This window comes from Variovorax pasteuri, from assembly GCF_051216435.1.
Taxonomy (GTDB): Bacteria; Pseudomonadota; Gammaproteobacteria; order Burkholderiales; family Burkholderiaceae_C; genus Variovorax.
The window spans coordinates 103,476-127,314 of sequence record NZ_JBPJZS010000005.1 but is presented as its reverse complement, the minus strand read 5'-3'; the positions used below and the strand labels follow the sequence as shown (position 1 = coordinate 127,314).

Annotated in this window: 21 protein-coding genes; 9 read left to right on the top strand and 12 right to left on the bottom strand. The window is 69.3% G+C overall.

The window, feature by feature from the left end:
- Positions 1-35: 35 nt before the first annotated feature.
- Positions 36-428 (bottom strand): hypothetical protein, encoded by a 393-nt coding sequence (locus ACSFBM_RS19630; protein ID WP_435485861.1) that lies wholly within the window; start codon positions 426-428, stop codon positions 36-38.
- A 156-nt stretch (positions 429-584) separates the two neighbouring features.
- Between ACSFBM_RS19630 and ACSFBM_RS19625 the strand changes: the two genes are divergently transcribed.
- Positions 585-1,334, top strand: coding sequence for a molybdate ABC transporter substrate-binding protein (locus ACSFBM_RS19625; RefSeq protein WP_435485860.1), 750 nt, complete (start codon positions 585-587; stop codon positions 1,332-1,334).
- Between the two features lie 19 nt (positions 1,335-1,353).
- Here the strand turns inward: ACSFBM_RS19625 and ACSFBM_RS19620 are convergent, their stop codons facing one another.
- The 10 genes from ACSFBM_RS19620 to ACSFBM_RS19575 all read right to left on the bottom strand — a co-directional run bounded on the left by ACSFBM_RS19620 (position 1,354) and on the right by ACSFBM_RS19575 (position 11,699).
- Positions 1,354-2,529, bottom strand: coding sequence for an acyl-CoA dehydrogenase family protein (locus ACSFBM_RS19620; RefSeq protein WP_435485859.1), 1,176 nt, complete (start codon positions 2,527-2,529; stop codon positions 1,354-1,356).
- The gene (locus tag ACSFBM_RS19615) at positions 2,526-3,077 is read right to left on the bottom strand and encodes a nuclear transport factor 2 family protein (RefSeq protein WP_435485858.1); all 552 of its coding nucleotides are present in this window, start codon (positions 3,075-3,077) and stop codon (positions 2,526-2,528) included. Before ACSFBM_RS19615 ends, ACSFBM_RS19620 begins: the two co-directional genes overlap by 4 nt.
- A complete protein-coding gene (locus ACSFBM_RS19610) occupies positions 3,074-3,448 on the bottom strand; it encodes a VOC family protein (protein WP_435485857.1) in 375 nt (124 codons plus the stop codon). The genes ACSFBM_RS19615 and ACSFBM_RS19610 overlap by 4 nt, the downstream gene beginning before the upstream one ends.
- Entirely contained in the window at positions 3,445-4,212 is a 768-nt protein-coding gene (locus ACSFBM_RS19605; protein ID WP_435441732.1) for an SDR family NAD(P)-dependent oxidoreductase, read from the bottom strand. Before ACSFBM_RS19605 ends, ACSFBM_RS19610 begins: the two co-directional genes overlap by 4 nt.
- Positions 4,209-6,347, bottom strand: a complete 2,139-nt coding sequence (locus ACSFBM_RS19600) for an acetate--CoA ligase family protein (RefSeq protein ID WP_435485856.1) — start codon at positions 6,345-6,347, stop codon at positions 4,209-4,211. Before ACSFBM_RS19600 ends, ACSFBM_RS19605 begins: the two co-directional genes overlap by 4 nt.
- A 3-nt stretch (positions 6,348-6,350) precedes the next feature.
- Positions 6,351-7,112: an enoyl-CoA hydratase/isomerase family protein gene (locus tag ACSFBM_RS19595; protein ID WP_435485855.1), complete on the bottom strand. Its 762-nt coding sequence runs from the start codon at positions 7,110-7,112 to the stop codon at positions 6,351-6,353.
- The gene (locus tag ACSFBM_RS19590) at positions 7,109-8,242 is read right to left on the bottom strand and encodes an acyl-CoA dehydrogenase family protein (protein ID WP_435485854.1); all 1,134 of its coding nucleotides are present in this window, start codon (positions 8,240-8,242) and stop codon (positions 7,109-7,111) included. The genes ACSFBM_RS19595 and ACSFBM_RS19590 overlap by 4 nt, the downstream gene beginning before the upstream one ends.
- Positions 8,243-8,252: 10 nt before the next feature.
- Positions 8,253-9,479, bottom strand: coding sequence for an acyl-CoA dehydrogenase family protein (locus ACSFBM_RS19585; RefSeq protein WP_435485853.1), 1,227 nt, complete (start codon positions 9,477-9,479; stop codon positions 8,253-8,255).
- A 112-nt stretch (positions 9,480-9,591) separates the two neighbouring features.
- Positions 9,592-10,587 (bottom strand): flavin reductase, encoded by a 996-nt coding sequence (locus tag ACSFBM_RS19580; protein ID WP_435485852.1) that lies wholly within the window; start codon positions 10,585-10,587, stop codon positions 9,592-9,594.
- Positions 10,588-10,607: 20 nt separating this feature from the next.
- Positions 10,608-11,699, bottom strand: coding sequence for an LLM class flavin-dependent oxidoreductase (locus ACSFBM_RS19575; RefSeq protein ID WP_435485851.1), 1,092 nt, complete (start codon positions 11,697-11,699; stop codon positions 10,608-10,610).
- Positions 11,700-11,798: 99 nt separating this feature from the next.
- Here ACSFBM_RS19575 and ACSFBM_RS19570 point away from each other — a divergent pair, with 99 nt between their 5' ends.
- Positions 11,799-12,710, top strand: a complete 912-nt coding sequence (locus tag ACSFBM_RS19570; protein WP_435485850.1) for a LysR family transcriptional regulator — start codon at positions 11,799-11,801, stop codon at positions 12,708-12,710.
- Between the two features lie 39 nt (positions 12,711-12,749).
- On the opposite strand, the gene ACSFBM_RS19565 is transcribed toward ACSFBM_RS19570, so the two are convergent.
- Positions 12,750-13,631: an SMP-30/gluconolactonase/LRE family protein gene (locus tag ACSFBM_RS19565; protein WP_435485849.1), complete on the bottom strand. Its 882-nt coding sequence runs from the start codon at positions 13,629-13,631 to the stop codon at positions 12,750-12,752.
- A 108-nt stretch (positions 13,632-13,739) separates the two neighbouring features.
- On the opposite strand from ACSFBM_RS19565, the gene ACSFBM_RS19560 reads away from it, so the two are divergent.
- The 7 genes from ACSFBM_RS19560 to ACSFBM_RS19530 all read left to right on the top strand — a co-directional run bounded on the left by ACSFBM_RS19560 (position 13,740) and on the right by ACSFBM_RS19530 (position 23,784).
- Positions 13,740-14,963 carry a CaiB/BaiF CoA transferase family protein gene (locus ACSFBM_RS19560; protein ID WP_435485848.1) on the top strand — a complete coding sequence of 408 codons (1,224 nt, stop codon included), beginning with the start codon at positions 13,740-13,742 and terminating at the stop codon, positions 14,961-14,963.
- 160 nt (positions 14,964-15,123) lie between these two features.
- Entirely contained in the window at positions 15,124-16,080 is a 957-nt protein-coding gene (locus ACSFBM_RS19555; RefSeq protein WP_435441742.1) for a Bug family tripartite tricarboxylate transporter substrate binding protein, read from the top strand.
- Positions 16,081-16,245: 165 nt separating this feature from the next.
- Positions 16,246-17,058 carry an aspartate dehydrogenase gene (locus tag ACSFBM_RS19550; RefSeq protein ID WP_435485847.1) on the top strand — a complete coding sequence of 271 codons (813 nt, stop codon included), beginning with the start codon at positions 16,246-16,248 and terminating at the stop codon, positions 17,056-17,058.
- Positions 17,059-17,305: 247 nt separating this feature from the next.
- Positions 17,306-18,937, top strand: coding sequence for a methyl-accepting chemotaxis protein (locus ACSFBM_RS19545; protein WP_435485846.1), 1,632 nt, complete (start codon positions 17,306-17,308; stop codon positions 18,935-18,937).
- Between the two features lie 226 nt (positions 18,938-19,163).
- Positions 19,164-19,883: an SDR family NAD(P)-dependent oxidoreductase gene (locus ACSFBM_RS19540; RefSeq protein ID WP_435485845.1), complete on the top strand. Its 720-nt coding sequence runs from the start codon at positions 19,164-19,166 to the stop codon at positions 19,881-19,883.
- A gap of 93 nt (positions 19,884-19,976) precedes the next feature.
- The gene (locus ACSFBM_RS19535) at positions 19,977-22,007 is read left to right on the top strand and encodes a sensor histidine kinase (RefSeq protein WP_435485844.1); all 2,031 of its coding nucleotides are present in this window, start codon (positions 19,977-19,979) and stop codon (positions 22,005-22,007) included.
- 46 nt (positions 22,008-22,053) lie between these two features.
- The gene (locus ACSFBM_RS19530) at positions 22,054-23,784 is read left to right on the top strand and encodes an OPT/YSL family transporter (RefSeq protein WP_435485843.1); all 1,731 of its coding nucleotides are present in this window, start codon (positions 22,054-22,056) and stop codon (positions 23,782-23,784) included.
- Positions 23,785-23,839 lie beyond the last annotated feature (55 nt).

Genomic DNA, 23,839 nt, shown 5'->3' with positions numbered 1-23,839 from the left:
TCCGAAAAGTGGAAGAAGGGGCGCGAGCGTGGGGCTCAGGACGCCCGGATCAGCGGATGCCGCAGCACACGCTCGCAGACCGTGCGCTTGTCGGTCAGCTTCGCGTGTTCCTGCAGCCACGCCTTTTCTTCGGCCGGCGTGGCAGCCTTCGTGCCGGTGGCCTTGGCGTGCGTGAGCCGCGCCACGTCGAGCGCGCGTTCTAGGGCGTTCTTGCACGGCCGGTATTTCTCGGTGGCGTCGGTCTCGGTGGGCCATTGGCCAACCTGCTTTTCCAGCGTCTTCGTGACGGTGTCGAAGGTCTTGCGCTCGGCCATGGCCCGCAGGTCGGTCACCTGGCTGGCCAGTTCGTTGAGCATGTGCTGGGAAGTCTCGGCGAGTTCGCGCACCGACTCTTCGTCGGCAGCGAGCGCGTTCTGGAGACATGCCATCGTCAAGAGGGCTGCGCACAGCCATCGGTTCTTGGGCGGGAGCGGGAACTGCATGGCGGCAAAGCTTAGTCGATACATTGCGGCAGGGTCATTGCATCGCAACGGAAATGCGAGACTTCGACCCGTGGCGGCTGGACTCCTCCTTCAAGGCAATACATGAAAAAACTCACCCTGACCCTCGCGCTCCTGACCCTGTGCACCGGCGCCCTGGCGGCCGAGCTGAAGGTGCTGACCGCCGGCGCCTTCAAGCCCGTGGTGGTGGCGCTGGCGCCGCTGTTCGAACAGCGCACCGGTCACAAGCTCAGCATCGACAACGACACGGCCGGCGCGCTGCAAAAGCGCATCGGCAACGGCGAGGCCTTCGACCTGGTCGTGCTCACGCCGGCCGCCATCGAGCAGCTGGGTGCGTCGGGCAAGGTGGTGGCGGGCAGCGCTGCGCGGCTCGCGCGCGTGGCCATCGGCGTGGCGGTGAAGCAGGGCGCGCCCGCGCCGGACATCTCCAGCGTGGCCAGCTTCAGGCAGGCGCTGCTCGACGCACGCGCGGTCGCCTACATCGACCCCGCGGCGGGCGGCTCCAGCGGCGTGTACCTGTCGCAGCTGTTCGTGAAGATGGGCATCGCCCCGCAGATCCAGGCCAAGGCGGTGCTGGTGCCCGGCGGGCTGGTGGCGCAACGCGTGGTGAACGGCGAGGCCGACATCGCGGTGCACCAGGTCAGCGAGATCCTGGCCGTGCCGGGCGCCACGCTGGTCGGGCCGATTCCGGCGGAGGTGCAGAACTACACCGTGTACGCGGGCGCGGTGGGCTCGGCCGCACGCGACCCGTCGGCCGCGCAGGCCTTCCTGGCGCTGCTGGGCAGCGCCGAGGGGCGCGCGGTGCTGGCGCAGAAGGGCATGGAGGCGCCCTGAGTCGGCAGCGGGGGCTGCGTCAGGGCGAGGCTGTGTCCCGTGCAGCCAACGCGAGCGTCCGCTTCGCGATGTTGACCAGGTGAATCTGGCTGGTGCCCTCGTACAGCCTGAACAGCCGCACGTCGCGGTAGAAGCGCTCGGCCACGTTGCCTGCCATGAAGCCGCTGCCGCCGAAGACCTGCACCGCCCGGTCCGCCACGCGGGCGCACATTTCGGAGGCGAACAGCTTGCACATCGACGCCTCCATGGTCACGTCGGCCCCGTCGTCGCGCTTTCGCGCGGTTTCCAGCACGAGGGCGCGCGCGGCGTGCGCCTCGGTGTTGCTCTCGGCAATCATTTGCTGCACCAGCTGGAACTCGCCGATGGGCTGGCCGAACTGGCGGCGTGCGCCGGCGTGCCGCGCCATCTCCGCGACCAGCCGTATCGCGGGGCCCACGCACAAGGCGGCCAGGTTGATGCGCTGCTTGTTCAGCGTCTTCATCGCTGTGCGAAAGCCCTGCCCCTGGCGCTCGACGCCGCCGACGATGGCGCTGGCCGGCACGCGCACGCGGTCGAGGCTGACCTCGCCCACGAGCGATCCGTGCTGCCCCATCTTGCGGTAGGGCTGCGAGGTCGCGAGCCCGGGTGTGCCGCGCTCCACCAGGAAGGCGGTGATGCCGTGAGCATCCTTCGCGGCCGCGTCGGTCCGGGCGAACACGGTGAACAGGTCCGCGATGGGCGCGTTGGTGATGAAGCACTTCCTCCCGGTGATGACGAAGCCGTCGCCTTCGCGCACGGCCACCGTTTTCTGCGCAGTGGCGTCCGATCCGGCCTCAGGCTCGGTGAGCGCAAAGCAGCCGGTCAGCGTGCCACTGGCCAGGCGCGGCAGGTAGTGGCGCTGCTGCGCGGGCGTGCCGTCGGCCACGATCGACTCCGACGCAATGCCGGTGTTGCCGCCGAAGCGCGCCCGGAACGCCGTCGCCACCTGCGACACCTCGAGGTTCACCAGGGTCAGCTCCTCGGTGGTCAGGCCGGCGCCGCCGTGCGCCTCGGGAATGCTGTGGCCGAACAGGCCGATCTCGCGCATGCGCTGCACGACGGGCTCGGGAATTTCGTCGTCGCGGTCGACCTGCGCTTCCAGCGGCAGGCATTCATCGTGCACGAAGCGGCGCACCGTGGCGAGCAGGGTCTGGAACTTTTCCGGGTCTCTGATCATGAATTCTTCTCTTCGGCCGCGTTGCGCACGCCGCGCAGCAGGGCATACAGCATGTCGTGCGGCGCCGCGCGGCCGACCGGCTGGCGCGCGCCGAACAGCAGCGCGTCGTCGTGCGCAAGCTCGGGCCGCTCTCGTTCTTCGATCCAGTCGTACACCACGGTGCGCGCGGCAATGCGCCATTCGCCGGCGCGGCGCTCGAAGCGGTCGAGGTAGCGGCCACACAGCAAAGTGCGTTTCGCGGGCGCGTCGGCGGGGGCCTGTAGTGCGAAGAAGCCGCTTTCCACCGCCGCCGCGTCGCCGTGCAGCTCGATGGCGATGTTGTTCACCTGGTGCACGCGCCGCCCGCCCTGGCGCAGCCGCTGCAGGGCCTGCGCAATGAAGCCGTCGGCGCTGCCGTTCCAGGCGCCGTGACAGTCGGTGGCGTCTGGCCAGTAGGCGCCGCGCAGCGCCTCTTCGTCGACGCGGTCGATGCCGCGGCAGTAGCGAAACAGGCACTCGCGGATCGCCTCGCGATCGAGCAGGGCCTGCAGCGCGGCAGTCGGCGTCATGGCGCCGCGGCGCGCTTGAAGAGCTGCACCACGTTGCCCTGCGGGTCGCGCAGCGACATCACCGCGCCGTGCGCGCCCATGTCGCGCGTGCCCAGCACCTCGCCGCCCGCGCCGGCGATGCGCTCCCGCGCACCGGCGAAGTCGCTCACCTCGAACACCATCACCAGGCCGGAGGTCGCGGGCAAGGCCTCCTCGGCGCAGGCCAGCGCCACGCTGGTGTTGCCCACGCCGTACTGGAACCAGCGGTCCTTGTCGCGGAACTTGAGCTTCAGCCCGAGGGCGTTTTCGTAGAAGGCGTGCAGCTCGGCCGGGCGCTCGGCCACCACGTACACGTTCTGCAGGCGCAGGGGGCCGGGGTCCGCGGCGCTCACAGCGAGGTCTCCGAAGCGCCGCCGTCCAGCCGAATGGTCTCTGCGTTGACGAAGCGCGAGCCGTCGCCGGCCAGGAAGCAGATCGCGTCGGCAATGTCTTCCACGGTGCCGAGCCGGCCCAGCGGCGTGCGCGCGATGCGCTTCGCGTCGAGCTCGGCGTTGCGGTGCTTTGCCGTGCCTTCGGTGGGCACCGCGCCCGGAGCCACCGCGTTCACGCGAATGCCCCGGGCGCCCAGGTCGGCCGCTGCTGCGCGGGTGATGCCGAGCACGCCGGCCTTCAGGCCGCTGTACACCACCGAGCGGCCGGGCGACTTGAAGCCGGCGATGGACGCCACGTTGACGATGGCGCCACCGCGTTCCGGGTCCATCGCTTCGGCCGCCGCCTGGATGCCCCAGATGACCGACTTGAAGCCGATGTCGACCATGCGGTCCATCACCTCGGGCGTGATCTCCGCCAGCGGCTGGTAGCGCACCCAGGCCGCGTTGTTGACCATCACGTCGAGGCGCCCGGCTTCGCGCGCCAGGCGCTGCACGGCCTCGCGCATGCCTTCGCGGGTGGACACGTCCTGCGGCACCGGCAGGGCCTTGCCGCCGAGTTGGCGGATCTGCGCGACGGTGTCCTCCACGAACTCGGCCTTGAGATCGTTCACGCCGACCGTCGCGCCCAGGCGGGCGAGGGCCAGCGCAGTGGCACGGCCGATGCCGTGGCCGGCGCCGCTGATGAAGGCCACGCGGCCTTCGAGCGAAAGAGGGGAGGGGTTCATGGTTTGTCTTTCGTGTGCGGCACCAGCAGCGCGTCGAGCGCGAAGGCACCTTGACCGTGGTCCAGCACCACCAGCGGGTTGATGTCGATCTCGGCCACGGCCTGCGCGTGCCGCGTGGCAAAGCGCGAAAGCGCCGCCACCGCGCGCGCGGCCGCCGCCACGTCGGCCTTCGGCCGGCCGCGTGCACCGTCGAGCAGCGCAAAGGCTTTCAGCGAGCGCAGCATCTGCAGCGCCTGCACTTCGCTCACCGGCGCCACCTGGAGGGCCACGTCGCGCAGCACCTCGGCAAAGATGCCGCCCAGGCCCACCATCACGACCGGGCCGAAGACCGGGTCGGTGGTGGTGCCCAGGATCAGCTCGGTGCCGGCCTGCGCCATCTGCGCCACCAGCACGCCGGCGATGCGCGCCTGCGGCGCCTTCTGCGCCACGCGCGCGAGCATGCCGTCGTATTCGTCGCGCAGCTGCATCTCGGAGCCCACGCCCACAACCACGCCGCCGACCTCGGTCTTGTGCGCGATGTCGGGCGAGACGATCTTCAGCACCAGCGGAAAGCCGATATCGCGCGCCGCCGCCAGCGCCTCGTGCCAGTTCGCGGCCGTGACCTCTTTCAGTACCGGAATGCCTGCCTGCGCGAGCACGGCCTTGGCGCTCGCCTCGTTGGCGAAGGCCTCGCCCGGCAGCGGCTGGGCAGCGGGTGCTGCTACGGGCCCCGCCCCTGGCTCGTCGCGCGTGCCGAGCCGCACCAGCGCGGCCAGCGTCGCGCAGGCCGCGTCGATGGTCTCCACCGTGGGAAAACCCAGCTCGTTGAGTTGCGCCATCGTCTCGCGCGGCGCCTTGCAGCACAGCAGCACGAGCCGCGACGGATGCGTCCGGCGCACCTGTTCCAGCGCCGCGATGTACACGTCGCGCAGCCGCGGCATCTGGAAGGCGTAGGCCGACTGCAGGATCACCGCGTCGCAACGCTCGTCTTGCGCCACCGCAGACAACACCTGCACCAGCAGCTCGGGCCGGCTCGACACCTGCGCCGTCATGTCGACCGGGTTGCCCGGCGAGGCGTACGGCAGCGCGGCCACGATGCGCTGCTGCGTGGCCGCGGAAAGCTTGGGCAAGTCCAGCCCCTGCGCGCTGGCCGCATCGGCCATCAGCACGCCGAAGCCGCCCGATGCAGTGACCAGCGCCACGCGGTTGCCTTTGGGCGCGCGGGCCTGCCCGACCACCGACACCGCATGCCCGACCTCCAGCAACTGCTCGATGCTTGGCACGCGGATGGCACCGGCATTGCGCAGCACCACGTCGAACACCGCGTCGGAGCCGGCGAGCGCGCCGGTGTGCGATGCAGCCGCTTCGCTGCCCGCCGAAGACACGCCGACCTTCAGCACGACCACGGGCTTGCCCGCCTCGCGCGCCATGGCCAGCGCCTTGATGAGCTTGGCCGCGTGGCGGCAGGTTTCCATGCAGCACAGGATGACGGAGGTGGCAGGGTCGGTCGCCAGCGAGGCGATGCCGTCTGCAATGTCCACGTCGCATTCGTTGCCGGTGGTCAGCAGGCGGCTGATGCCGATGCCGCGCTCGGTGGCCAGGCGCATGGTGTAGCTGCCGAGGTTGCCGCTCTGCGACACGATGCCCACGGGGCCCGCGGCGGGAAACGCCGACTCCAGCGCCACCGAAAAGGTGGCGATGCTCCTGTCCGCCACGCCGATGGAGCCCAGGCAGTTCGGGCCCACCACGCGCATGCCCGACGACCTGGCAACCTGCCCGATCTCGGCTTGCAGGCGGCTGCCCGCCTCGCCCATTTCAGAGAAGCCCGAAGAAAGAATCACGGCCGCACGCACGCCGCGCGCGGCACAGTCCTTCACGGCCTGAAGCACCGCTTCGGGCGGCACCGCCATCACGGCCAGCTCGGGCGGCTGCGGCAGGTCGGCCAGGCTCGCATAGGCCTGCAGCGACTGCACCGTGCCGCCCTTGCGGTTGATGGGATAGATGGCGCCCCGGTAGCCGTACTTCTGCAGAAACTGCAGCGGCCGCCCGCCGATCTTGGTGACGTCGTCGGACGCGCCGAAGACCGCGATCGAGCGCGGCTTGAACAGGGCTTCCAGGCCTCTGCCCACCTCGACTTGCACTTGCGCAGCGTCCATCGCTCAGCGCCCCTTGAACACGGGCGCACGCTTTTCCAGGAAGGCCTGGCGCGCTTCCTTGGCGTCTTCGGTCTTCGACAGCGCCATGGTGATGTTCTGCTCGAAGCGGTAGCCGTCGCGCTGCGGCATCACGTCCATCATGTTGGCGGCTTGCTTGGCATAGGCCAGCGCAATGGGACTCTTGGAGGCCATCTCCTGCGCGATGCGCAGGGCCGCGGGCATCAGCTCGTCCGGCGACAGCACCTCGTCGAGCACGCCGCGGCGATACAACTCGGCGGCCGGCACGCGCATGCCGGTGAAGAACATGCGCCGCGTGAAGGAGCGGCCGAACATGGTGCGCAGCATCGACACGCCGCCGGCCAGGCCCACGTTGATCTCGGGCATGGCAAAGCTCGCATCGTCCGACGCCAGGAAGATGTCGCACGCGGCCATCAGGCCGAAACCCGCGCCCAGCGCCGGCCCGTTGACGGCCGCGATGACGGGCTTGGCGCACTCGCGAATGGCGTTGCCGGTTTCGCGGGTCCAGCGGTTGTGGTCCAGAAAGTCGCCGGGCTTGTCGGCCGAGGGCCGGTCTTTCAGGTCGGCGCCGGAGCAGAAAAACTTGCCCGTGCCGGTGAGGATGGCCACGCGAATGTCCTCGCGCTCGGAGACCTCGTCGAACACCTGGATCAGGCGGTGGCGGGTTTCGCGGCTCAGGGCGTTGACGGGGGGCTTGTCCAGCCGCACGACGGCAACGAACTCGGAAACTTCAAGACTGACGCTCATGACGAACTCCTGGAAATGGGGGACATGCCGCTCGCCGGCGATGCCTGTGCACAGACGTCGGGGTCTTGCGGGGACAGCAGCCGCGACGCATGCGTCATGCGGTCGCCGTAGCGGAACTCGGAGGCAAGCAGGCGCTGCGCCATGCGGGTGGCGAGCACTTCCTCGCTCACGCCCATGCCGCCGTGCATCTGGATCGCGCCCTCGGCGCACACGCGGCCCGTTTCGGCCAGCGCGACCTTCATCAGGCGCAGCGTGCGGCGCAGGCCGGGCGCCGCGTTCTGGTGTTCCTCGAAGGCATGCATCAGCAGGCCCTTGGCGCAGAGGTAGCGCACGTACATGTCGGCCGTGCGGTGCCGCAGCACCTGGAAGGACGCCAGCGCCACGCCGAACTGGCGCCGCTCCTGCAGGTGCCTGACGGTCTGCTCGATCAGCGTGGTCATCGCGGCCACCGTGTCGGCGGCCGTCAGCAGCAGCGCGGCGTTGTCTGCCTGCACCAGCGCCGTGCGGGCCGCGTCGCCCCGTGCGATGCATGCGAGCGCCGGCACCGCCACGCCGTCGAGCGAGAAGTCAGCGCTGCGCCGCCCTTCCATCGTGCGGTAGGTGGCCGTGGGCGCAGGCAGGTGCGCGCTGTCGACCAGGAACAACAGGGGCTCGTCGCCGGCCTGCAGCACCGCGGGCACCAGGTAGTGCGTGGCGGGCAGCGACACGTCCACGCCGCGCACTTCGCCACTGAAGGCAAAGCCGATGTCGAGCTGCTTCGCCGTGACCGGGATGTCGTCCAGCGAAGCCGAGAGCGCGGTGAGCGGCGCGATCTTCGCGCTGCCGTCGCACACGGCTTGCAGCCACCGCGTGGAAAGGTCGGGCGCGGCGGCCTGCAGCAGCAGCGGTGCGACGGCGCAGGTCTCGATGACGGGCAGTTGCACGCCGTGCGCGGCGAGCCCGACGACGATGGCTGCCAGGTCGGCCAGCGTGCCGCCGACGCCGCCGGCTTCTTCGGCAACGAGCGTGCAGGCCCAGCCCATCTCGCGGATGGGGTCGGTGCCGGCAAAGTCTTGCGCGGTCTCGTGGTCCTGCGCGAAGCGGGTGGCCGCGTCCAGCAGCATGCCGGGGAACAGGGGGGTGAAAGACATCGACACTTTTTCAGACTCCCAGCAATTCATTGGCAACCACGTTGCGCTGCACTTCGGAGCTGCCCCCGGCAATGGTCCGCGCGCGGGTGAACAGGTAGTTCTGCACCCAGGTGGCGCCGGGCGCGCCATCGCCTTGGTGGCCCTGGTCGTGTGGGTCGCCCAGCTCCGCCAGGAAGCGGTGCGCCGCGTCGGGCCCGACCGCGTCCAGCGCGATGGAGGTCAGCCGCTGCGCCACGTCGCTGCACATCAGCTTGATCACCGAGGGCTGCACGCCCAGCGGGCGCTGGTGCTTCAGGTCGTCGGTGGCGTGGGCGAGCAGCACGCGCGCGCCCTTGGCGTCGGCCTCGGCCAGCAGCAGGCGGTAGCGCAGGCTGCTGAAGTCGCGGCGTCCGGCCGAGGCAGTGGCCGCTTCCTCGACCACGCGCGTGACCTGCCTGCGCACCAGCTCCAGCCGCGCGACGTTGGCCGGGGGCAGGCGCTCGCGTTCGAGCAGGAACTTGGCGCAGGTCCAGCCCTTGCCGACTTCGCCGAGCAGGTTGTCGGCGCGCACGCGCACCTCGTCGAAGAACACCTCGTTCAGGTGGTGCCAGCCGTCGATGGTGCGAATGGGCCGTACCGTGATGCCGGGCGTGTCCATGGGCACGAGAAGAAGCGAAATGCCGTCCTGCTTCTTCGCCTCGCGCGAGGTGCGCACCAGCATGTAGATCATGTTGGCTTCGTGCGCGTGCGAGGTCCAGATCTTCTGGCCGTTGACCACGTAGTGGTCGCCGTCCAGCAGCGCGCTGGTGCTGAGCGAGGCCAGGTCGGAGCCCGAGCCCGGCTCTGAGTAGCCCTGGCACCACCAGTCGGTGCCGTCCAGGATGCGCGGCAGAAAGCGCGCCTTCTGCTCGGGCGTGCCGAAGCGGATGATCACGGGCCCGATGTGGCCGAGGCCATGGTGGTAGAGCGGCGGGCAATCGGCCTGCGCCATCACCTCCTCGAACACCAGGCGTTGCGCGATGTCCCAGCCGGTGCCGCCGTGCTCGCGCGGCCAGCTGGGCGCGCCCCAGCCCTTCTCGGTGAGGATCTTCTGCCAGCCGAGGTACTCGCGCTTGGTGACCTTCTGGCCCGCCGCGACGACGGCGCGGATCTCGGGCGGGCACGCGGTGCGCGCGAACGCTTCCAGCTCGCGGCGGAAGGCGGCATGGGCATTCGCTGCTGCGCCGCCGTGGCCGGCGGGGGTGTCGGGGTTCGACATGTGTTGTCTCCTGTGCTGTGTTCTGCGCGCAAGGGGGGCAGCGCTGCGCGATGGTCTTGTCGGTGCAACGCCTTGCGGGCGCTGAACAGTTGCGGGGATTGGCGTCGCGTGGCTAGGCGTTGGCGCCGGCCGGCACGGGCGCGTCCTTGCGCAGCGTGGCGATCAGTTCGTGCAGCGCGGTCTCGGCGCCGTCGGCGTCGCGCCGGCGCAGGCAATCCACGATCTTGCGGCGCAGGGGGAACAGGTCAGGCCGCGGCAGCACCGGCACCACGTGCGTCATGCGCTCGCGCAGCACGGTGGTCATGGTCTGCGCCATGAGGCGCAGCGCCTCGTTGTGGCCGGCGGCCGCAATGGCGCTGAAGAAGCGGCTGGCCGACTCGATGCGTTGCGCGAGCGTGTCGGTGTCCCGGTGCCGCTCGATGTCGTTGACCGCGGCCTCCACGGCGTCGAGCTCGTCGTCGCTCGCGCGTTCGCAGGCCAGCCGCAAGAGCGTGCCGTACAGCGTGCGGTAGGCCTCGTCGAGGTCGGGCGAGCCGAGCCGCCCCTGGATCACCAGCGTGCGCAGCGACTCCGCCAGCATCATGTAGGCGCCCTTGTAGAACACCAGCGCATGGTCGGCGCCGCCGCCGCCCATGTGCTTCACCTCGCCGATGAAGATGTAGTGGTCGCCGGCGTCGTGGCGCGCGTGCACGCTGCACTCGAAGCTGGCCAGGCAGTCGTCGATCACCGGCATGCCGAGCGGGCCGGCGCGCCAGGCCACGCCGTCGAACTTGTCGGCGACTTTGCTGGACGCGAAGCGGCCCGACAGCGCGTCTTGCCGCTGCGACAGGATGTTGATGGCAAAGCCGTCGGCGTCGCTGAATGCGCGCACCAGGCTGCTGGCCTTGCGCAGGCTGAACAGTACCAGCGGAGGCTCCAGCGAGACCGAGCTGAACGAGTTGCAGGTCAGTCCGACCGGGCGCCCTTCGGCGTCACGGGTGGTGATGACGGCCACGCCGGTCGGGAAGCACCCGAGCAACTGCCGCAACAGCGCGGGCTCGATCGGCGCGATCGCAGCGGCGGGTGCAACGCATGCATCCGCATCGGCATGGGCGACGGCTTGTGTCATGGCTTGACCCCTGGTCGGCGTCAGGCCGCGGCGAGTTCGGGCTCGACCTGGGCCACGTGCTGCGGGTCGTTGGCAATCTCGCGCTGCACGGCGGGCATGATCACCTTGGCCCACAGCGCCAACTGGCGCAGCATGGTGGCGTGGTCGAAGTCGCCCATCTGCGTTTGAAAGGCGTAGTGGCACGGCTTGAGCGCGCGAATTTCCTTCACCACGCGTTCGATCACCAGGTCCACCGAGCCGACCGGCAGGTTGGCGCGCATTTCTTCCAGGCTGGACTCGCCCTCGACGACGTTTTCCTCGACCTGGTAGTCGTCCGCCACCTGCGCGGTGCGGCGCTTCAGGCTCACGGCCACGCGGCGCTGGAAGCGGGCGCAGTCGAGGTAGCGCTCCACCTCGGCCTTGTTGTCGCTGGCGTAGGCCGCGCGCAGCACGCCGACCTTGATCTGCGCCGGGTCCTTGCCCTCGGCCAGCGCGACCCGGTCGATCAGCTTGCGGGTCTGGTGCAGCTTCTCGACGCCGCCGTCTCCGCCGGAGACGAACACATGGTGGCCGCCGCGCACGGCGCGCGTCACGAAGGTGGGGTCGACGCTGGTGATCCACATCGGCGGCATCGGCTGCTGCACCGCGCGCTGGCTGATGGCGCTCATGGGTTGCCGGTAGAACTCGCCGTCGTAGCTGAACTTGGGCTGCTTCAGGCCCAGCTCGAGCATGTCGAGCATCTCCAGCGTGCGCGCCTTGGCGGTGTCCAGCGACACGCCGAAGCGTTCGAATTCGAAGTGCTGGTAGCCCGAGCCGATGCCCAGGTTCAGCCGGCCGTTGGACAGCTGGTCGACCATGGCCACGTCGGCGATCAGGCGCGCGGGCTGGTACAGCGGTGCGACGACAATGCCGGTTCCGAGGCGGATGTTGCGGGTGACCGCGGCGCAATGCGCGATCATGGTCAGGGGCGACGAGCACAGGCCGTAGTTGCTGAAGTGGTGCTCGGCGTACCAGGCGGCGCCGAAACCCAGCTCGTCTGCCACGCGCGTCTGCTCCACGGCGTCGCGCAGGATCTCGTGCGACGTCTTATGCTTGTTTCGCTGCTGCATCAATATGAAGATTCCGAAATCCATCGCTGGTCTCCTTGTAGGCTTGGTTGCGTGCTTTGATGGTAGGAGCGCGGTCCCCGCCCGGCGCGCCATGCTTCGCACACCTTCTTTGCGCTTATTGAAATGAAGGCCCTCGATTCGCTGCGGATCTTCGTGATCGTCCAGAGAAAGGGCAGCCTGTCCGCGGCAGGCCGCAGCCTGAGCCTGTCGCCCGCGACCATCTCGCGGCGCATCAGCGCGCTGGAAGAAGAGCTGGGCGTGCAACTGGTCGACCGCACCAGCCGCAACCTCAAGGTGACGGAAGCCGGCCAGGCCTTCCTGGAGCAAGCGGAGCTGGTGCTGGAGGCGATGGCCCGCGCGGAGGAAGCGGCGCGCGACTCCAAGCTGCTGCCCGAGGGGCGCCTGCGCATTCACTCGCGCACGCAGATCGGCCTGCGCGTGATCGCGCCGCTGCTGCCGGGCTTCGCACAGCGCCACCCCGACATCCAGCTGGAGCTGGAACTGTCGGAGCACCCGGTCAACCTGGTGGAGCAGGACTTCGACATCGACATCCGCACCGGCGAGTCGAACGACTCCACCTTCGTCATCAAGCGGTTGCTGAGCAGCGACGAGGTGCTGGTGGCCAGCCCTGCCTTCATGAAGGTGCACAAGCGCATTTGCACGCCGCAGGACCTGACGCAGGTGCGCTGCCTCACCTACCGCCGCGAGCGCGAGGCCACCACCTGGAAGTACATCGATGCGCAGGGGCAGCAGCAGGAGCTGGCCATCCAGGGCGTGTTGAGCTCCAATAACGGCGAGCTGCTGCGGCTGGCGGCCATCGGCGGCATGGGCATTGCGCTGCTGTCGGAGCCGACCGTGCGCAGCAGCCTGGACGACGGCACCCTGGTGCGCCTGCTGCCCGAGCACCGGTTCGCGGTGCGCGCGTTTTCCAACGGCGTGTATGCGGTGTTCCGCCAGAGCCGCACGCTGCCGCTGAAGGTGCGAGCCTTCGTCGACTTCATCGCCGAGGCGCTGCGCGAAAGCGACGCGGCCTGACCCTGGGCCTGGGCTTTGTCCTGGGCCGGGGAGGTTGGGTCAGTCCGCGAAGCGGTGCGACGGCAGCCCGGCAGCGGGCAGGCCGCTCAGTTCGAACAAAGCACCGTCCTGCGGCCGGTTTCCCGTAAGGTGCGTGCTCCTGGAGATCGACGTGACGAAGGCCTTGTCGAGCTGCGCGCCGCCGAAGCACAGGCTGGTCGGGTGCGTGGCCGGCAGGTCCAGCACGCGGTCCAGGCGGCCGTCGGGTGCGAAGCGGGCGGTCTTGCCGGCGCGCGGCAGCACGGTCCACACGAAGCCTTCGGCGTCCACCGTGGCACCGTCGGGGCCCGAGGCGAAGCTTTCCGTCTGCGCGAACGCACGCCTGTGGGCCAGCGGCCCCCGCGGCGCGTAGTCGTAGGCCCAGATGGTGCGCAGCGGGCTGTCCGCCACGTAGAAGGTGCGCCCGTCGGGGCTGAAGCAGGGGCCGTTGGTCAACGCAAAGCCTTGCGCAAGGCACTCCACGGCGGCATCGGGCCGCAGCCGGTACAGGCCGCCCGCAATCGGGTCGCCCGGCTGGCGGTTGTTGTGCAGGGTGCCGGCAATGAAGTTGCCCCAGGGGTCGCACTTGCCGTCGTTCAGGCGCACGTCCGGGTGCTGTATGTCGATGCGCGCGAATGTCTCGAGCCGGCGGCTGGCGAAGTCGTAGCGCGCAAAGCTGTCTTTGAGCGCCACGAGCACCGCGCCGCTCTCGCACAGCGCGATCGAGCCGACCGGCGCGGGCAGGGCATGCTGCTCCGATTCACCTGTGGCGGGCCAGTGACGGCGCAGCGCGCCGGCGAGCGAATCGATCCAGCAGACGGCGCCCGTGCGCGCGTCCCAGCAGGGGCTTTCGCCCAGCAGGTCGCGGGTCGGGCCTAGCGTTCGAACAGTCAATGCATCCATGGGGCCGCAGTGTGGCGACGGATGGCGCGTGGCCGGCCGCGTGCCGTGCAAAGCAGCTTTGCGCACCGTGCGTCGCCGGGGCCGCCGCGCGCTCCTAGAGTGTCGCGAATGAACGAACCAAACGCTCCCCCGCCGCTGCAAGGCATCCGCGTCGTCGAGCTCGGCAACTACATCGCGGGCCCCGGCACCGCCATGGCGCTGGGCGACCTCGGCGCCGAGATGCTGAAGATCGAGTCCCTGGAGGGCGACATGGCGCGCCACACGGGCCACTTCGGCCACGCGATGCTGCGCGCCTACAACCGCAGCAAGAAATCGATGGCGCTGGACCTGCGCCAGCCCGCGGGCATCGCGGTCGCGCGCCGCCTGGTCGCGCGCGCCGACGTGGTGGTGCAGAACCTGCGGCCCGGCGCCGCCGATGCGCTGGGACTGGGTGCCGAGGCGTTGCGCGCGGTGCAGCCGCAGCTCATTCATGTGTCGATCAGCGGCTTTCCCGCGCGTGCTCCCTCGCGCGAGCGCCCCGGCTACGACATCGCGGCGCAGGCCGAAAGCGGCCTGATGTCCGTGACCGGCGAGGCGCAGGGCCTGCCGCAGAAGGTGGGCGCGACCATCGTAGACACGGCCACCGTGCAGGTGGCGACGCAGGCCATCCTGGCCGCGCTGTTCCGCCGCGAGCGCACCGGCCTGGGCGAGACCATTCGCGTGTCGCTGCTGGAGGTGGCGCTGAATCTGCAGTTGGCCAACTGGAGCGACTACCTGGTGCGCGGCGTCGAGCCCACGCGCAGCGGCGACGGCCAGCCGATGAACGCGCCGGCGGCGGACATCTTCCGCACGCGCGACGGCATGGTGGTGATCTCTGCCTACGTGCAGGCGCACTGGGTGCGCCTGTGCGAAACCATCGGCTGCCCCGCGCTGGCGACGGATGCACGTTTTCTGACCAACGAGTTGCGCGTGGCGAACCGGCCTGCGATGAAGGAAGCCGTGAGCGAACGTCTGTCGCGCCACGCCACCCGCGAGTGCGTCGAGCTGCTCACGCGCCACAACATCGTGGTGGGCGTGGTACGTAGCTACGGTGACGCGCTGGCGAGCGAGGACTTCAAGGCGAGCCGCATGGTGATCGAGGCAGCGCCCGACGGCGAGTTGCCCGGCTACGCCAGCTTCGGGCTGCCCTACGACCTGTGCGACACGCCGCGCCGCCAGACCCAGGCCGCGCCGGCGCACGGGGCGCACACCGACGAGCTGCTGCGCGACGCCGGTTTCAGCGCGGCGGAGATCGCGGCCCTGCACGCCGCGGGCGTGGTGAAGACGTACGCGCGGCCGGTTCAGGGGTCCTGATGCTGATGCAGCGTGGCATCGGTGGAAAACACGCCGCCGCCCATGCGCAACCTACAAAGCAGCTTTTCACTCCATGCAGCGCCCGGCGACGAGCCCGTCGATAGACTGGCTTGGCGAGTGGAACGACAGCCACCGCTTTCCAAAAGAGATCGGAGACAAAGTGATTCATCAGAAGTTCATCGCGCGGATGCTGCTCGGCCTCGCCATGGCGGCGGGCGCCGCGCATGCGGACCAGCCCATCCGCATGGTCGTGCCCTTCGCGGCGGGCGGCGGCACCGACCAGTACGTGCGCCTGCTGGCCTCCGAGCTCGCGAAAAAGGGCACGCAGATCATCGTGGAGAACAAGCCCGGCGCCAGCGGCATCGTTGCCGCGGACTACGTGGCCCGCTCGCGTCCCGACGGGCTTACGGTGCTGGTGTCGTCGCTCGGCACGCTGGCCAACAATACGGTGCTGTACGACAAGCTGCCCTACGACCCGAAGAAGGACTTCGCACCGGTCTCGCAGATCGGCTACCAGCCCGCGATCGTCGTGGGGCGGATCGACCTGCCCTACAAGAACATCAAGGAGATGGTCGCCTACGCCAAGGCGCATCCGGGCAAGATCAACCGGGGTTCGCCAGGCGAGGCCATCCTCACCAACCTGGCGCCGCTGAGCTTCGAGAAGACCCAGGGCTTCAGCACCACCCACGTGCCCTTCAACGGCGACGCGCCGGCCGTGCAGGCGCTGCTGAGCAACACCATTGACATCCACGGCACGTCGCTCACCGGTTCGCTGTCGCTGATCCAGGCCGGCAAGCTGCGTGTGCTGGGCGTGATGGACAGCCAGCGGCTGCCGCAGGTGCCCGAGGCCCAGACCTTCAAGGAGCAGGGCTACGACTTCGAGGCCGTCCTGTGGTATTCGCTGTCGGTGCCCACGGGCACGCCGGGCGAATCGATCCGCCGACTGAACAAGGCCGTGAACGACGTCATTGCGCAACCCGACTTCGTGACCCGGGCTCGCGCGATGGGCATGGAGCCGCGCGGCGGCACACCGGAAGAGCTGGGCAAGTTCGTGCAGACCGAGTTCGAACGCTGGGTGCCGATGCTGCGCAGCCTCAACCTGCCGAAGCAGCACTGACCCGGCCGGCGCAGGCCTGTTCGACCCGGCTGGTCGTACACCTGGCGAAGGCGCTGGACAGCGTGGCGCCCGGCTGCGTGTGAGCGCCAGCGGCCACGCCGCGCGGAGCCAGCGTCCGACTCCGGCGCGTTGCCAGCGCAAGCGCCATGCGACACACTCGCCGCCATGGAAAAACGCGTAGGCATCATTGGTTTTGGCGCGATCGGCCGTTCGCTGGTCGACGCCTGGTCGGCACGGCAGGTCGACGGGCATGCATTGGTGGCGCTGCTGGTGCGCGCGCACCAGCGCGACGACGCGTTGCGCAGCGTGCCGCCCGGCGTGGCGGTGTGCACCGGCATCGACGAATTCCTGGCGCACGGCCTGCACCTTGCGGTCGAAGTGGCGGGGCACGGTGCGGTGCGCGAGCACGGCGAAAAGATTCTTGCGGCCGGTGTCGGGCTGATGCTGATCTCGGTCGGCAGCCTCGCCGATGCGGCGCTGCTGCAGCGCCTGGAGCGCGCGGCGTCCCAAGGCGGCAGCCGCATGCTGCTGCCGGCCGGCGCCATCGCGGGGCTCGACGGCCTGCTGTCGCTGCGCCAGGCCGGCCTGTCGAAGGTCAAGTACACCTCGACCAAGCCGCCGGCCTCCTGGAAGGACACGCCCGCCGACGGCGCATTCCGCCTCGACGAACTCACGCAGGCGACGGTGATCTTCTCGGGCACGGCGGCCGAGGCCGCGCGCCTGTATCCGAAGAACGCCAACCTCGCCGCCGCCGTCGCGCTGGCGGGGCTGGGGCTCGAGAGGACGCAGGTCGAGCTGGTGGCCGATCCGTCCATCACCGAGAACATCGGCCGCATCGACGCCGAGGGCGCCTACGCCAGCCTAAGCGTGGTGGTCGGCGGCAAGAGCGCGGCGGACAACCCCAAGACCTCGCAGATCACCGGCATGAGCGTGCTGGCCGCGCTGGAGAACCAGGTGGGGCTGATCGCCTTCGCGTAGCGGTTGGCGCCACCGAGCCCTTCCTTGGGCCCGCTGCCATGACGCCGCGCAAGGTGGCCGTCAGTTTTCGCCGAATGGGCGAAAAATAGTTGCTCCAAGCCTGTATTTCTGCCCTGACGTGCCGATAGGAAGTTGCGGGCTCTCGCTTTGCGCAATGTGCGATGCGGTGCCCTGTTGCTTCTTACCTCCCCCGTCCGTGCCAACCGGTGTTCACACGGCCTTGTGCGGGCGAATTTTGGAAAATCACGTGAAATTCTCCGATTTGAAAGTCGCCGTACGTCTTGGGCTGGGTTTCGGCACCATCGTCGCCTTGCTCGTCGCCATCGCCGCGGTGGCGATCACACAGATTGCGCGCATCAACGCGGAGGTCGACTCCATTCTCAACGACCGCTACGTCAAGGTGCAGCTGGCGACGAGCATGCAGAAAGAGATCGACGCGCAGGCACGGCTGCTGCGCAACCTGTTGATCGCGTCCAACGACAACGAAGAGGCCGCCTCGCTGAAGGTGCGCCTCAAGGAAGCCAATGGCCGCAGCGTTGCCTTCTTCGACCGCCTGAAGGCCGAAAGCAAGTCTGCGGAAGCCAGGCAATTGCTCGCGGCGCTGGCCGAGAAGGAGGCCAGGTATTTCGACGCCCGCGATGTCGTGCTGAAGATGCTTCAGGAAAAGAATCTCGCTGAAGCCGCAACCTATGTGCTGAAGGCTTTCCGCGAGCCTCAGAACGCCTACTTCGCCGCCTTGAGCGCCGTGATCGACTTCCAGAGCAAGAAGATGAGCGAAGACGGCAAGGTGGCACAGGACCTGGGTTCCGCTGCGGTGCTGCTGACCTTGGTGCTCGCGTTCGTTGCCGTGCTCGCCGCCTTGGCCCTGGGCTGGTGGATCACGCGCGCGATCACCCGGCCCCTGAGGCGGTCTGTGGAGGTTGCGCAGTCCATCGCATCGGGCGACCTGCGCTCGACCATCGACGCACGCTCGCGCGACGAGCCCGGGCAACTGCTTCATGCGCTCAAGGCGATGCAGGAGAGCCTCATCGGCGTGGTGCGCGCCGTGCGCATGGGCACGGACACCATCGCCACCGCGTCCAACCAGATCGCCGTCGGCAACCAGGACCTGTCGTCACGAACCGAGGAACAGGCCAGCTCGCTCGAGCAGACGGCCGCCTCGATGGAAGAGCTGACCTCCACCGTCAAGCAGAACGCCGACAACGCGCGCCAGGCCAATCAGCTGGCCGTGTCTGCCTCCGACATTGCGGTGAAGGGCGGCAACGTCGTCGACAAGGTGGTGGGTACGATGGCGGCCATCGAGACGTCCTCCAGGAAGATCGTGGACATCATCTCGGTGATCGACGGCATTGCGTTCCAGACCAACATCCTTGCACTGAATGCGGCCGTGGAAGCGGCTCGCGCCGGGGAACAAGGCCGCGGTTTCGCCGTGGTCGCAGCCGAGGTGCGCAACCTTGCGCAGCGCTCGGCCGCGGCGGCCAAGGAGATCAAGGGCCTGATCGATACCTCGGTGGGCAATGTGAGCGAGGGCGCGCAGCTGGTCGGCGAGGCCGGCAAGACCATGACCGAGATTGTCGACAGCGTGAGGCGTGTGACCGACATCATGGGCGAGATCACCGCTGCCAGCCAGGAGCAGACGAGCGGCATCGACCAGATCAACCAGGCCATCTCGCAGATGGACCAGGTGACCCAGCAGAACGCGGCGCTGGTGGAAGAAGCGGCGGCCGCGGCCGGCTCGCTGCAAGAACAGGCGGTGAGCCTGGTCAAGACCGTGAGCGTCTTCAAGCTGGAGGGCCCGGGGGCGGTCGACCGGACCTTCGCCAAGAACAAACTGCTTGCGGGTCGATCGAGCCCGATGCTGACGCTGGGCTTCGCGTAGGAAGGGGCTCCCTGGCGCCGCAAAAAAACAGCCCGCACGAATGCGGGCTGAATGGCCCCGATCTCGCAAGGGGCCGGTGGAGGGAGGTGTCCGCCGGAGGAATCAAGCGGACAGGGGAATGATGGCCACCGAATTGGGAGATTTTGTGGAGGCCTGTGCCAGGCGGGTGCTTGTCTACACTGCGCACGCACATCTGTCTCCATTCTCCCAAGGCAACACTCCCACCATGACCTACCAGCCCGGACTCTTCAACGGCAAGCGCGCACTCGTGGCCGGCGGAACGCAGGGCATCGGCGCCGTCATTGCCAACCACCTGGCCGCGCTCGGTGCGCAGGTCACGGCGCTGGGGCGCAGCGGCGGCGACGGCACGCTCGATGCGGCGGTCGAGCTCAGGCAGGCCGACATCGGCTCGGGCGCCGGCCTCGATGCGGCGCTGGCCGACATCGAACGGCTGGACATCGTCTTCAACTGCGCAGGCATCCTGCAGCGCGGCGCCGAGCACGACATCGGGGTGTTCGAGAAAGTGCTTGCCGTGAACCTCACCGGCACCATGCGCGTGTGCGGCGCCACGCGAGAGCGGCTGAAGGCCAGCAAGGGCTGCATCGTCAACACGGCGTCGATGCTGAGCTTTTTCGGCGGCGGCCTGGTGCCGGCCTATGCGGCCAGCAAGGGCGGGGTGGCGCAGCTCACCAAGTCGCTGGCCATTGCCTACGCGGCGGACGGCATCCGCGTGAACGCGGTGGCGCCGGGCTGGATCGCCACGCCGATGACCCAGGCGCTGCAGGACGACCCGGCGCGCGCCGGCCCCATCCTGGCGCGAACGCCCATGGGCCGCTGGGGCACGCCCGACGATGTGGCGCGCGCGGCCGTGTTCCTGTGCACGCCGGCCGCGTCGTTCATGACCGGCGTGATCCTGCCGGTGGACGGCGGCTACATGGTGAGTTGAGGCCGCGCGAAGGAGCGAAGGTGGCATCCTCAGGCGTATGGATAATGGCCGGCCTTCCCGGCTGTTCCAGCCGCTGGTCATTTCGATCGCACCATGCCCTCACCCCGGTCTTCTTCCGCCGCCGTGAAGCTACCTAACAAGCACTCCCGGTGGCTCGGCGGCTGGACCGCGAAGCTGTGGCTGGCTCTGCCGTTGATCGCCTTGTCCTGCATGGCCGCCAGCCAATCGGCGACTGCGGATGCGCCGCCGCAGCGCGACGGCGCGGTCCACATCACTCGGGCTGAACTGCTGTCCGTTCCCGGCACCGGCTATTCCGCGCCGGTGCGGCGCATCGAGGACGCCGGGCTGCCGAGCGAAGGGTGGAAGGCGATCAGCCTGCCGCACACGGCCCCGCGCGAACTGGTGCCCACACCGAGCGGCGGCGTGCAGACCGTCACCGACTGGTACCGCATCGACCTGGCCGGGCTGGCGCCGTCGGCGCGGCCGCTGCTGCTCTACCTTCCGCGCTGGAAGACCCTGGGCCACATTGCGGTGTACGGCGACGGCGCGCTGCTGTATCAGTCGCAGGGCAGCCCCGTGCACAACGGCTACAACCATCCGCTGCTGCTGCCGCTGAACGCGGCGGCCCACACGCCGGCGCCCACGACCGTGCTCATCCGCGTGAACCGACTGCGCAGCAGCGGGAGCGGTTTTTCGACCGTGTGGGTGGGCGACCAGGATGCGCTGAACTGGCGCTACCAGGCGCGCCAGCTGCTGCAGGTGCAATTGCCCTTCATGGGCAGCGCCGCGTTCCTGGCGGTCGGCGCGTTCGCGTTCGCGGTGTGGGCGGGCAAGCGGCGCGAATCGCTCTACCTGCTGTTCTCGGCCATCTCGGCGCTGGCCTTCGTGCGCATGCTTCACTACTTCGTGAGCGGCGACTACCTGCCCATTTCCGACGAGTGGTTCGAATGGATGACCGTGGCTTCCATGCTGTGGTTGATCATTCTCATCCACCTGTTCTTGCAGCGCCTGCACCGGCAGCCCTCGGTGTGGCTGACCCGTTTGTCGGTGGCCCTGGCCGTGGTGTGCAATGTCGGCACGCTGCCGCATGTGTCCAGGTCGATCGCCAGCCTCTACCTGTTCACGCCGCTGCTCAACCTGGTGGTGCTGCCGGTGGCGGTGCTGATCTTTTCGGTGAACCTGCGCAAGGCCTTGCGCTCGAAGTTTCCCGAAGGGCGGCTGGTGGCGGGCTGGGCCGTGTTCACCGTGGCCTTCACCTCGTACGACGGGCTGCTGCAGAACAACCTGGTCAGCCCCGAGAGCGTGTACACGTCACCCTACGCCATCATCGGGCTGTTCTTCATCTTCTCGTACATCATGTTCCAGCGGTACACCGACGCGTTCGCCGAGGTGGGCCGCCTGAACACCGGCCTGGCGCAGCGCCTGCAGGCGCGCGAAGCCGAGCTGGAGCAAAGCTACCTGCGGCTGCGCGTGATCGAGAACGAGCAGATGCTCGGTGCCGAGCGCCGGCGCCTGATGCAGGACATGCACGACGGGCTGGGCTCGTCGCTCATCAGCGCCATCCGTTCGGTGGAGCAGGGCGTCATGAACGACGCGGAGGTGTCCGGCGTGCTCAAGGGCTGCATGGACGACCTGAAGCTGGCCATCGACTCCATGGAAAGCCTGGACGCCGACCTGCTGCTGCTGTTGGCCACCCTGCGCTTTCGCCTGGCGCCGCGCATCGAGAGCGCCGGCGTGGCGCTGCGCTGGGAGGTGCAGCCCGTGCCCGCGCTGCCCTGGCTGGACCCGAGCAGTGCGCTGCACATCTTGCGGATCATGCAGGAGTGCGTGGCCAACGTGCTGCGCCACACGAGAGCCACGACCATCGGCTTCAGCACCGCCGCGGACGGCCAGGGCGTGTCCGTGGTGATCGAGGACAACGGCGCGGGCTTCGCGGTGGACCACGCCCTTCAGCGCGGCGGCCGGGGCCTGCGTAACCAGCAGCGGCGCGCGCAGGCCATCGGCGGCGCCGTGCGCTGGGAATCCGGCCTCGGTGGAACGCGCTTCACGCTGTGGCTGCCGCTTCAACGCAAGCCCGACGCCGATCAGCCCGCGCTGCGCGGGCAGGCGCCGGCTGCGGTTTAGCGAGCCGTCTTCGGCCCAAGCTCAGGAGTGCGAGATCATCTCGCCCATGGATTCACCCCGAGGCCCGCGCTGGCGCTGGCTGCCCGTCGAGGGCAGCTGGCGCTATCACCTGCTGCTGGCGGCCGTGGGCATGTGCGTGCTGGGGCCGTTGGCCGGCGTGACCGCGGCCTACATGAACCTCTCGCTCGGCTTCTTCGTCGGCGGCCAGGTGCTGGCGGGCCTGCTCGGCTCCGTCGTCACCGCGGGCTACGGCGCCAGTGGGCGGCACGGCGCCAACTACATCCAGACCGCCGCCGCCTCGGTCGCCAGCATGAGCGGCCTGGGCGTGCTGCTGCAGGCCCAGGCGTGGATGGGGCTGCCGCAGCCGCCGGCCTGGCAGATGGTGCTGTACCTGGGCTGCGTCGGCATGTTCGGCGTCGGCGTGGGCATGCTCTACACGCCGGTGCTGGTCGACCGCATGCGCCTGGCGTTTCCGTCGGGGCTGGCGGTGGCCAACATCCTGAGGGCGCTGACCGACCCTGCACTGCTGCGGCGCTCGGTGCGCCAGCTCGGCGGTGGCATGGGTCTCGGGCTGATGACCGGGCTGGCCGTGGCACGCCTGCCCTGGCTGGGCGCCATCGGGTTATCGGCCTCGACCTTCGGCGCGGGGCTGGTGGTGGGCGCGCGCATCGGCATTCCCGCGGTGATGGGAGGCCTGATCGGCGTGGCACTGCAGCCGTATTTCGTCTCGATCGGCTGGCTCCAGGCCGGCGACCCGCCGCGCAAGATCATGTTTCTCATCGCCCTGGGCGCGATCATGGGTGCCGCCCTGGTGGACATGGCACTCATCTTCGCGCGGGCCCTGCCGCACGCGCGGCGTCAGGCCGCGCTCGATGCGCCGCAGCCCGTCGCCAGTGCGGGGCTGCGCATCGACGGCAGGCGCCTCGTGCTCTGGGTGGTGTTCTGGGCGGGCGCCACCGTGGCCTGCGGCCACTGGCTGCTGGGGCAGCCCGTGTTCTTTCTTGTGGTGGCGGTGGCGCTGGTCTTCGTGTTCGCGCTGGTCAACGGCATCTCGGTGGGCGTGAGCGACGCCAACCCGATCTCTTCGGCGTTCGTCGTGACCATCGTCATCCTTGCCGCCCTGGGCCTGCGCGACCCCGGCGTGGGCCTGATGGCCGGTGCGGTGCTGCTGGTGGCGACCGGCGTGGCCTGCGACATGCAGCAGGACCGCTCCACCGGCTGGCGCCTGGGCACCTCGCGCGTGGTGCAGTTCCGCTACCAGGTGCTGGGCGTCGTGGTGGGCGCCGTGCTGGCCGTGGTGTTCGCGAAGCTCTTCATGGCCGCCTACCCCGTGCTGCTGCAGGACCAGACCGTGCTGAAGGCCGACCAGCAGCCGGCCGAGTGGAGCTCGGCCATGACCTACAAGTTCGTCGGCGTGCTGCGCAGCCTGACCACCGACCTGCCGTTCCAGCGCACGGCCATCGGCGTGGGCATGGTGGCAGGCCTGGCGATCGAGGTGCTGCGCAAGTGGCTGCGTCCGCGCAGCTTCGTGCTCGACGCCATCGTGTTGCCGTCGCCGTATGCGCTGTCTTTCGGCGGCTTCGTCAGCCTGCCCACGTCGCTGTGGCTCGGCGCGGGCGGGGTCGCAGGCAGCGTGTGGACGCATCGTGCGCCCGCGCGGCAAGACGCGCCGCAGGACATGAGCGGCGCGTCGCTGTTCGGTGGCGGCCTGATCGCCGGCGATGCGCTGGCGGCGGTGGGACTGGGGGTCGCGAGCTTGCTGGCGGTGCTGGCCTGAACGGGCCGCCGGGCGACGTGCTTCGAGCGCGGGCGACGCGGCCTGCGTGACCGTG

Excerpts from the sequence above, each read along its gene's own strand:
- ACSFBM_RS19630 (WP_435485861.1), bottom strand. The coding sequence starts at position 428 with ATGGCATGTCTCCAGAACGCGCTCGCTGCCGACGAAGAGTCGGTGCGC.
- ACSFBM_RS19625 (WP_435485860.1), top strand. The coding sequence starts at position 585 with ATGAAAAAACTCACCCTGACCCTCGCGCTCCTGACCCTGTGCACCGGC.
- ACSFBM_RS19620 (WP_435485859.1), bottom strand. The coding sequence starts at position 2,529 with ATGATCAGAGACCCGGAAAAGTTCCAGACCCTGCTCGCCACGGTGCGC.
- ACSFBM_RS19615 (WP_435485858.1), bottom strand. The coding sequence starts at position 3,077 with ATGACGCCGACTGCCGCGCTGCAGGCCCTGCTCGATCGCGAGGCGATC.
- ACSFBM_RS19605 (WP_435441732.1), bottom strand. The coding sequence starts at position 4,212 with ATGAACCCCTCCCCTCTTTCGCTCGAAGGCCGCGTGGCCTTCATCAGC.
- ACSFBM_RS19600 (WP_435485856.1), bottom strand. The coding sequence starts at position 6,347 with ATGGACGCTGCGCAAGTGCAAGTCGAGGTGGGCAGAGGCCTGGAAGCC.
- ACSFBM_RS19595 (WP_435485855.1), bottom strand. The coding sequence starts at position 7,112 with ATGAGCGTCAGTCTTGAAGTTTCCGAGTTCGTTGCCGTCGTGCGGCTG.
- ACSFBM_RS19590 (WP_435485854.1), bottom strand. The coding sequence starts at position 8,242 with ATGTCTTTCACCCCCCTGTTCCCCGGCATGCTGCTGGACGCGGCCACC.
- ACSFBM_RS19585 (WP_435485853.1), bottom strand. The coding sequence starts at position 9,479 with ATGTCGAACCCCGACACCCCCGCCGGCCACGGCGGCGCAGCAGCGAAT.
- ACSFBM_RS19580 (WP_435485852.1), bottom strand. The coding sequence starts at position 10,587 with ATGACACAAGCCGTCGCCCATGCCGATGCGGATGCATGCGTTGCACCC.
- ACSFBM_RS19575 (WP_435485851.1), bottom strand. The coding sequence starts at position 11,699 with ATGGATTTCGGAATCTTCATATTGATGCAGCAGCGAAACAAGCATAAG.
- ACSFBM_RS19570 (WP_435485850.1), top strand. The coding sequence starts at position 11,799 with ATGAAGGCCCTCGATTCGCTGCGGATCTTCGTGATCGTCCAGAGAAAG.
- ACSFBM_RS19565 (WP_435485849.1), bottom strand. The coding sequence starts at position 13,631 with ATGGATGCATTGACTGTTCGAACGCTAGGCCCGACCCGCGACCTGCTG.
- ACSFBM_RS19560 (WP_435485848.1), top strand. The coding sequence starts at position 13,740 with ATGAACGAACCAAACGCTCCCCCGCCGCTGCAAGGCATCCGCGTCGTC.
- ACSFBM_RS19550 (WP_435485847.1), top strand. The coding sequence starts at position 16,246 with ATGGAAAAACGCGTAGGCATCATTGGTTTTGGCGCGATCGGCCGTTCG.
- ACSFBM_RS19540 (WP_435485845.1), top strand. The coding sequence starts at position 19,164 with ATGACCTACCAGCCCGGACTCTTCAACGGCAAGCGCGCACTCGTGGCC.
- ACSFBM_RS19535 (WP_435485844.1), top strand. The coding sequence starts at position 19,977 with ATGCCCTCACCCCGGTCTTCTTCCGCCGCCGTGAAGCTACCTAACAAG.
- ACSFBM_RS19530 (WP_435485843.1), top strand. The coding sequence starts at position 22,054 with ATGGATTCACCCCGAGGCCCGCGCTGGCGCTGGCTGCCCGTCGAGGGC.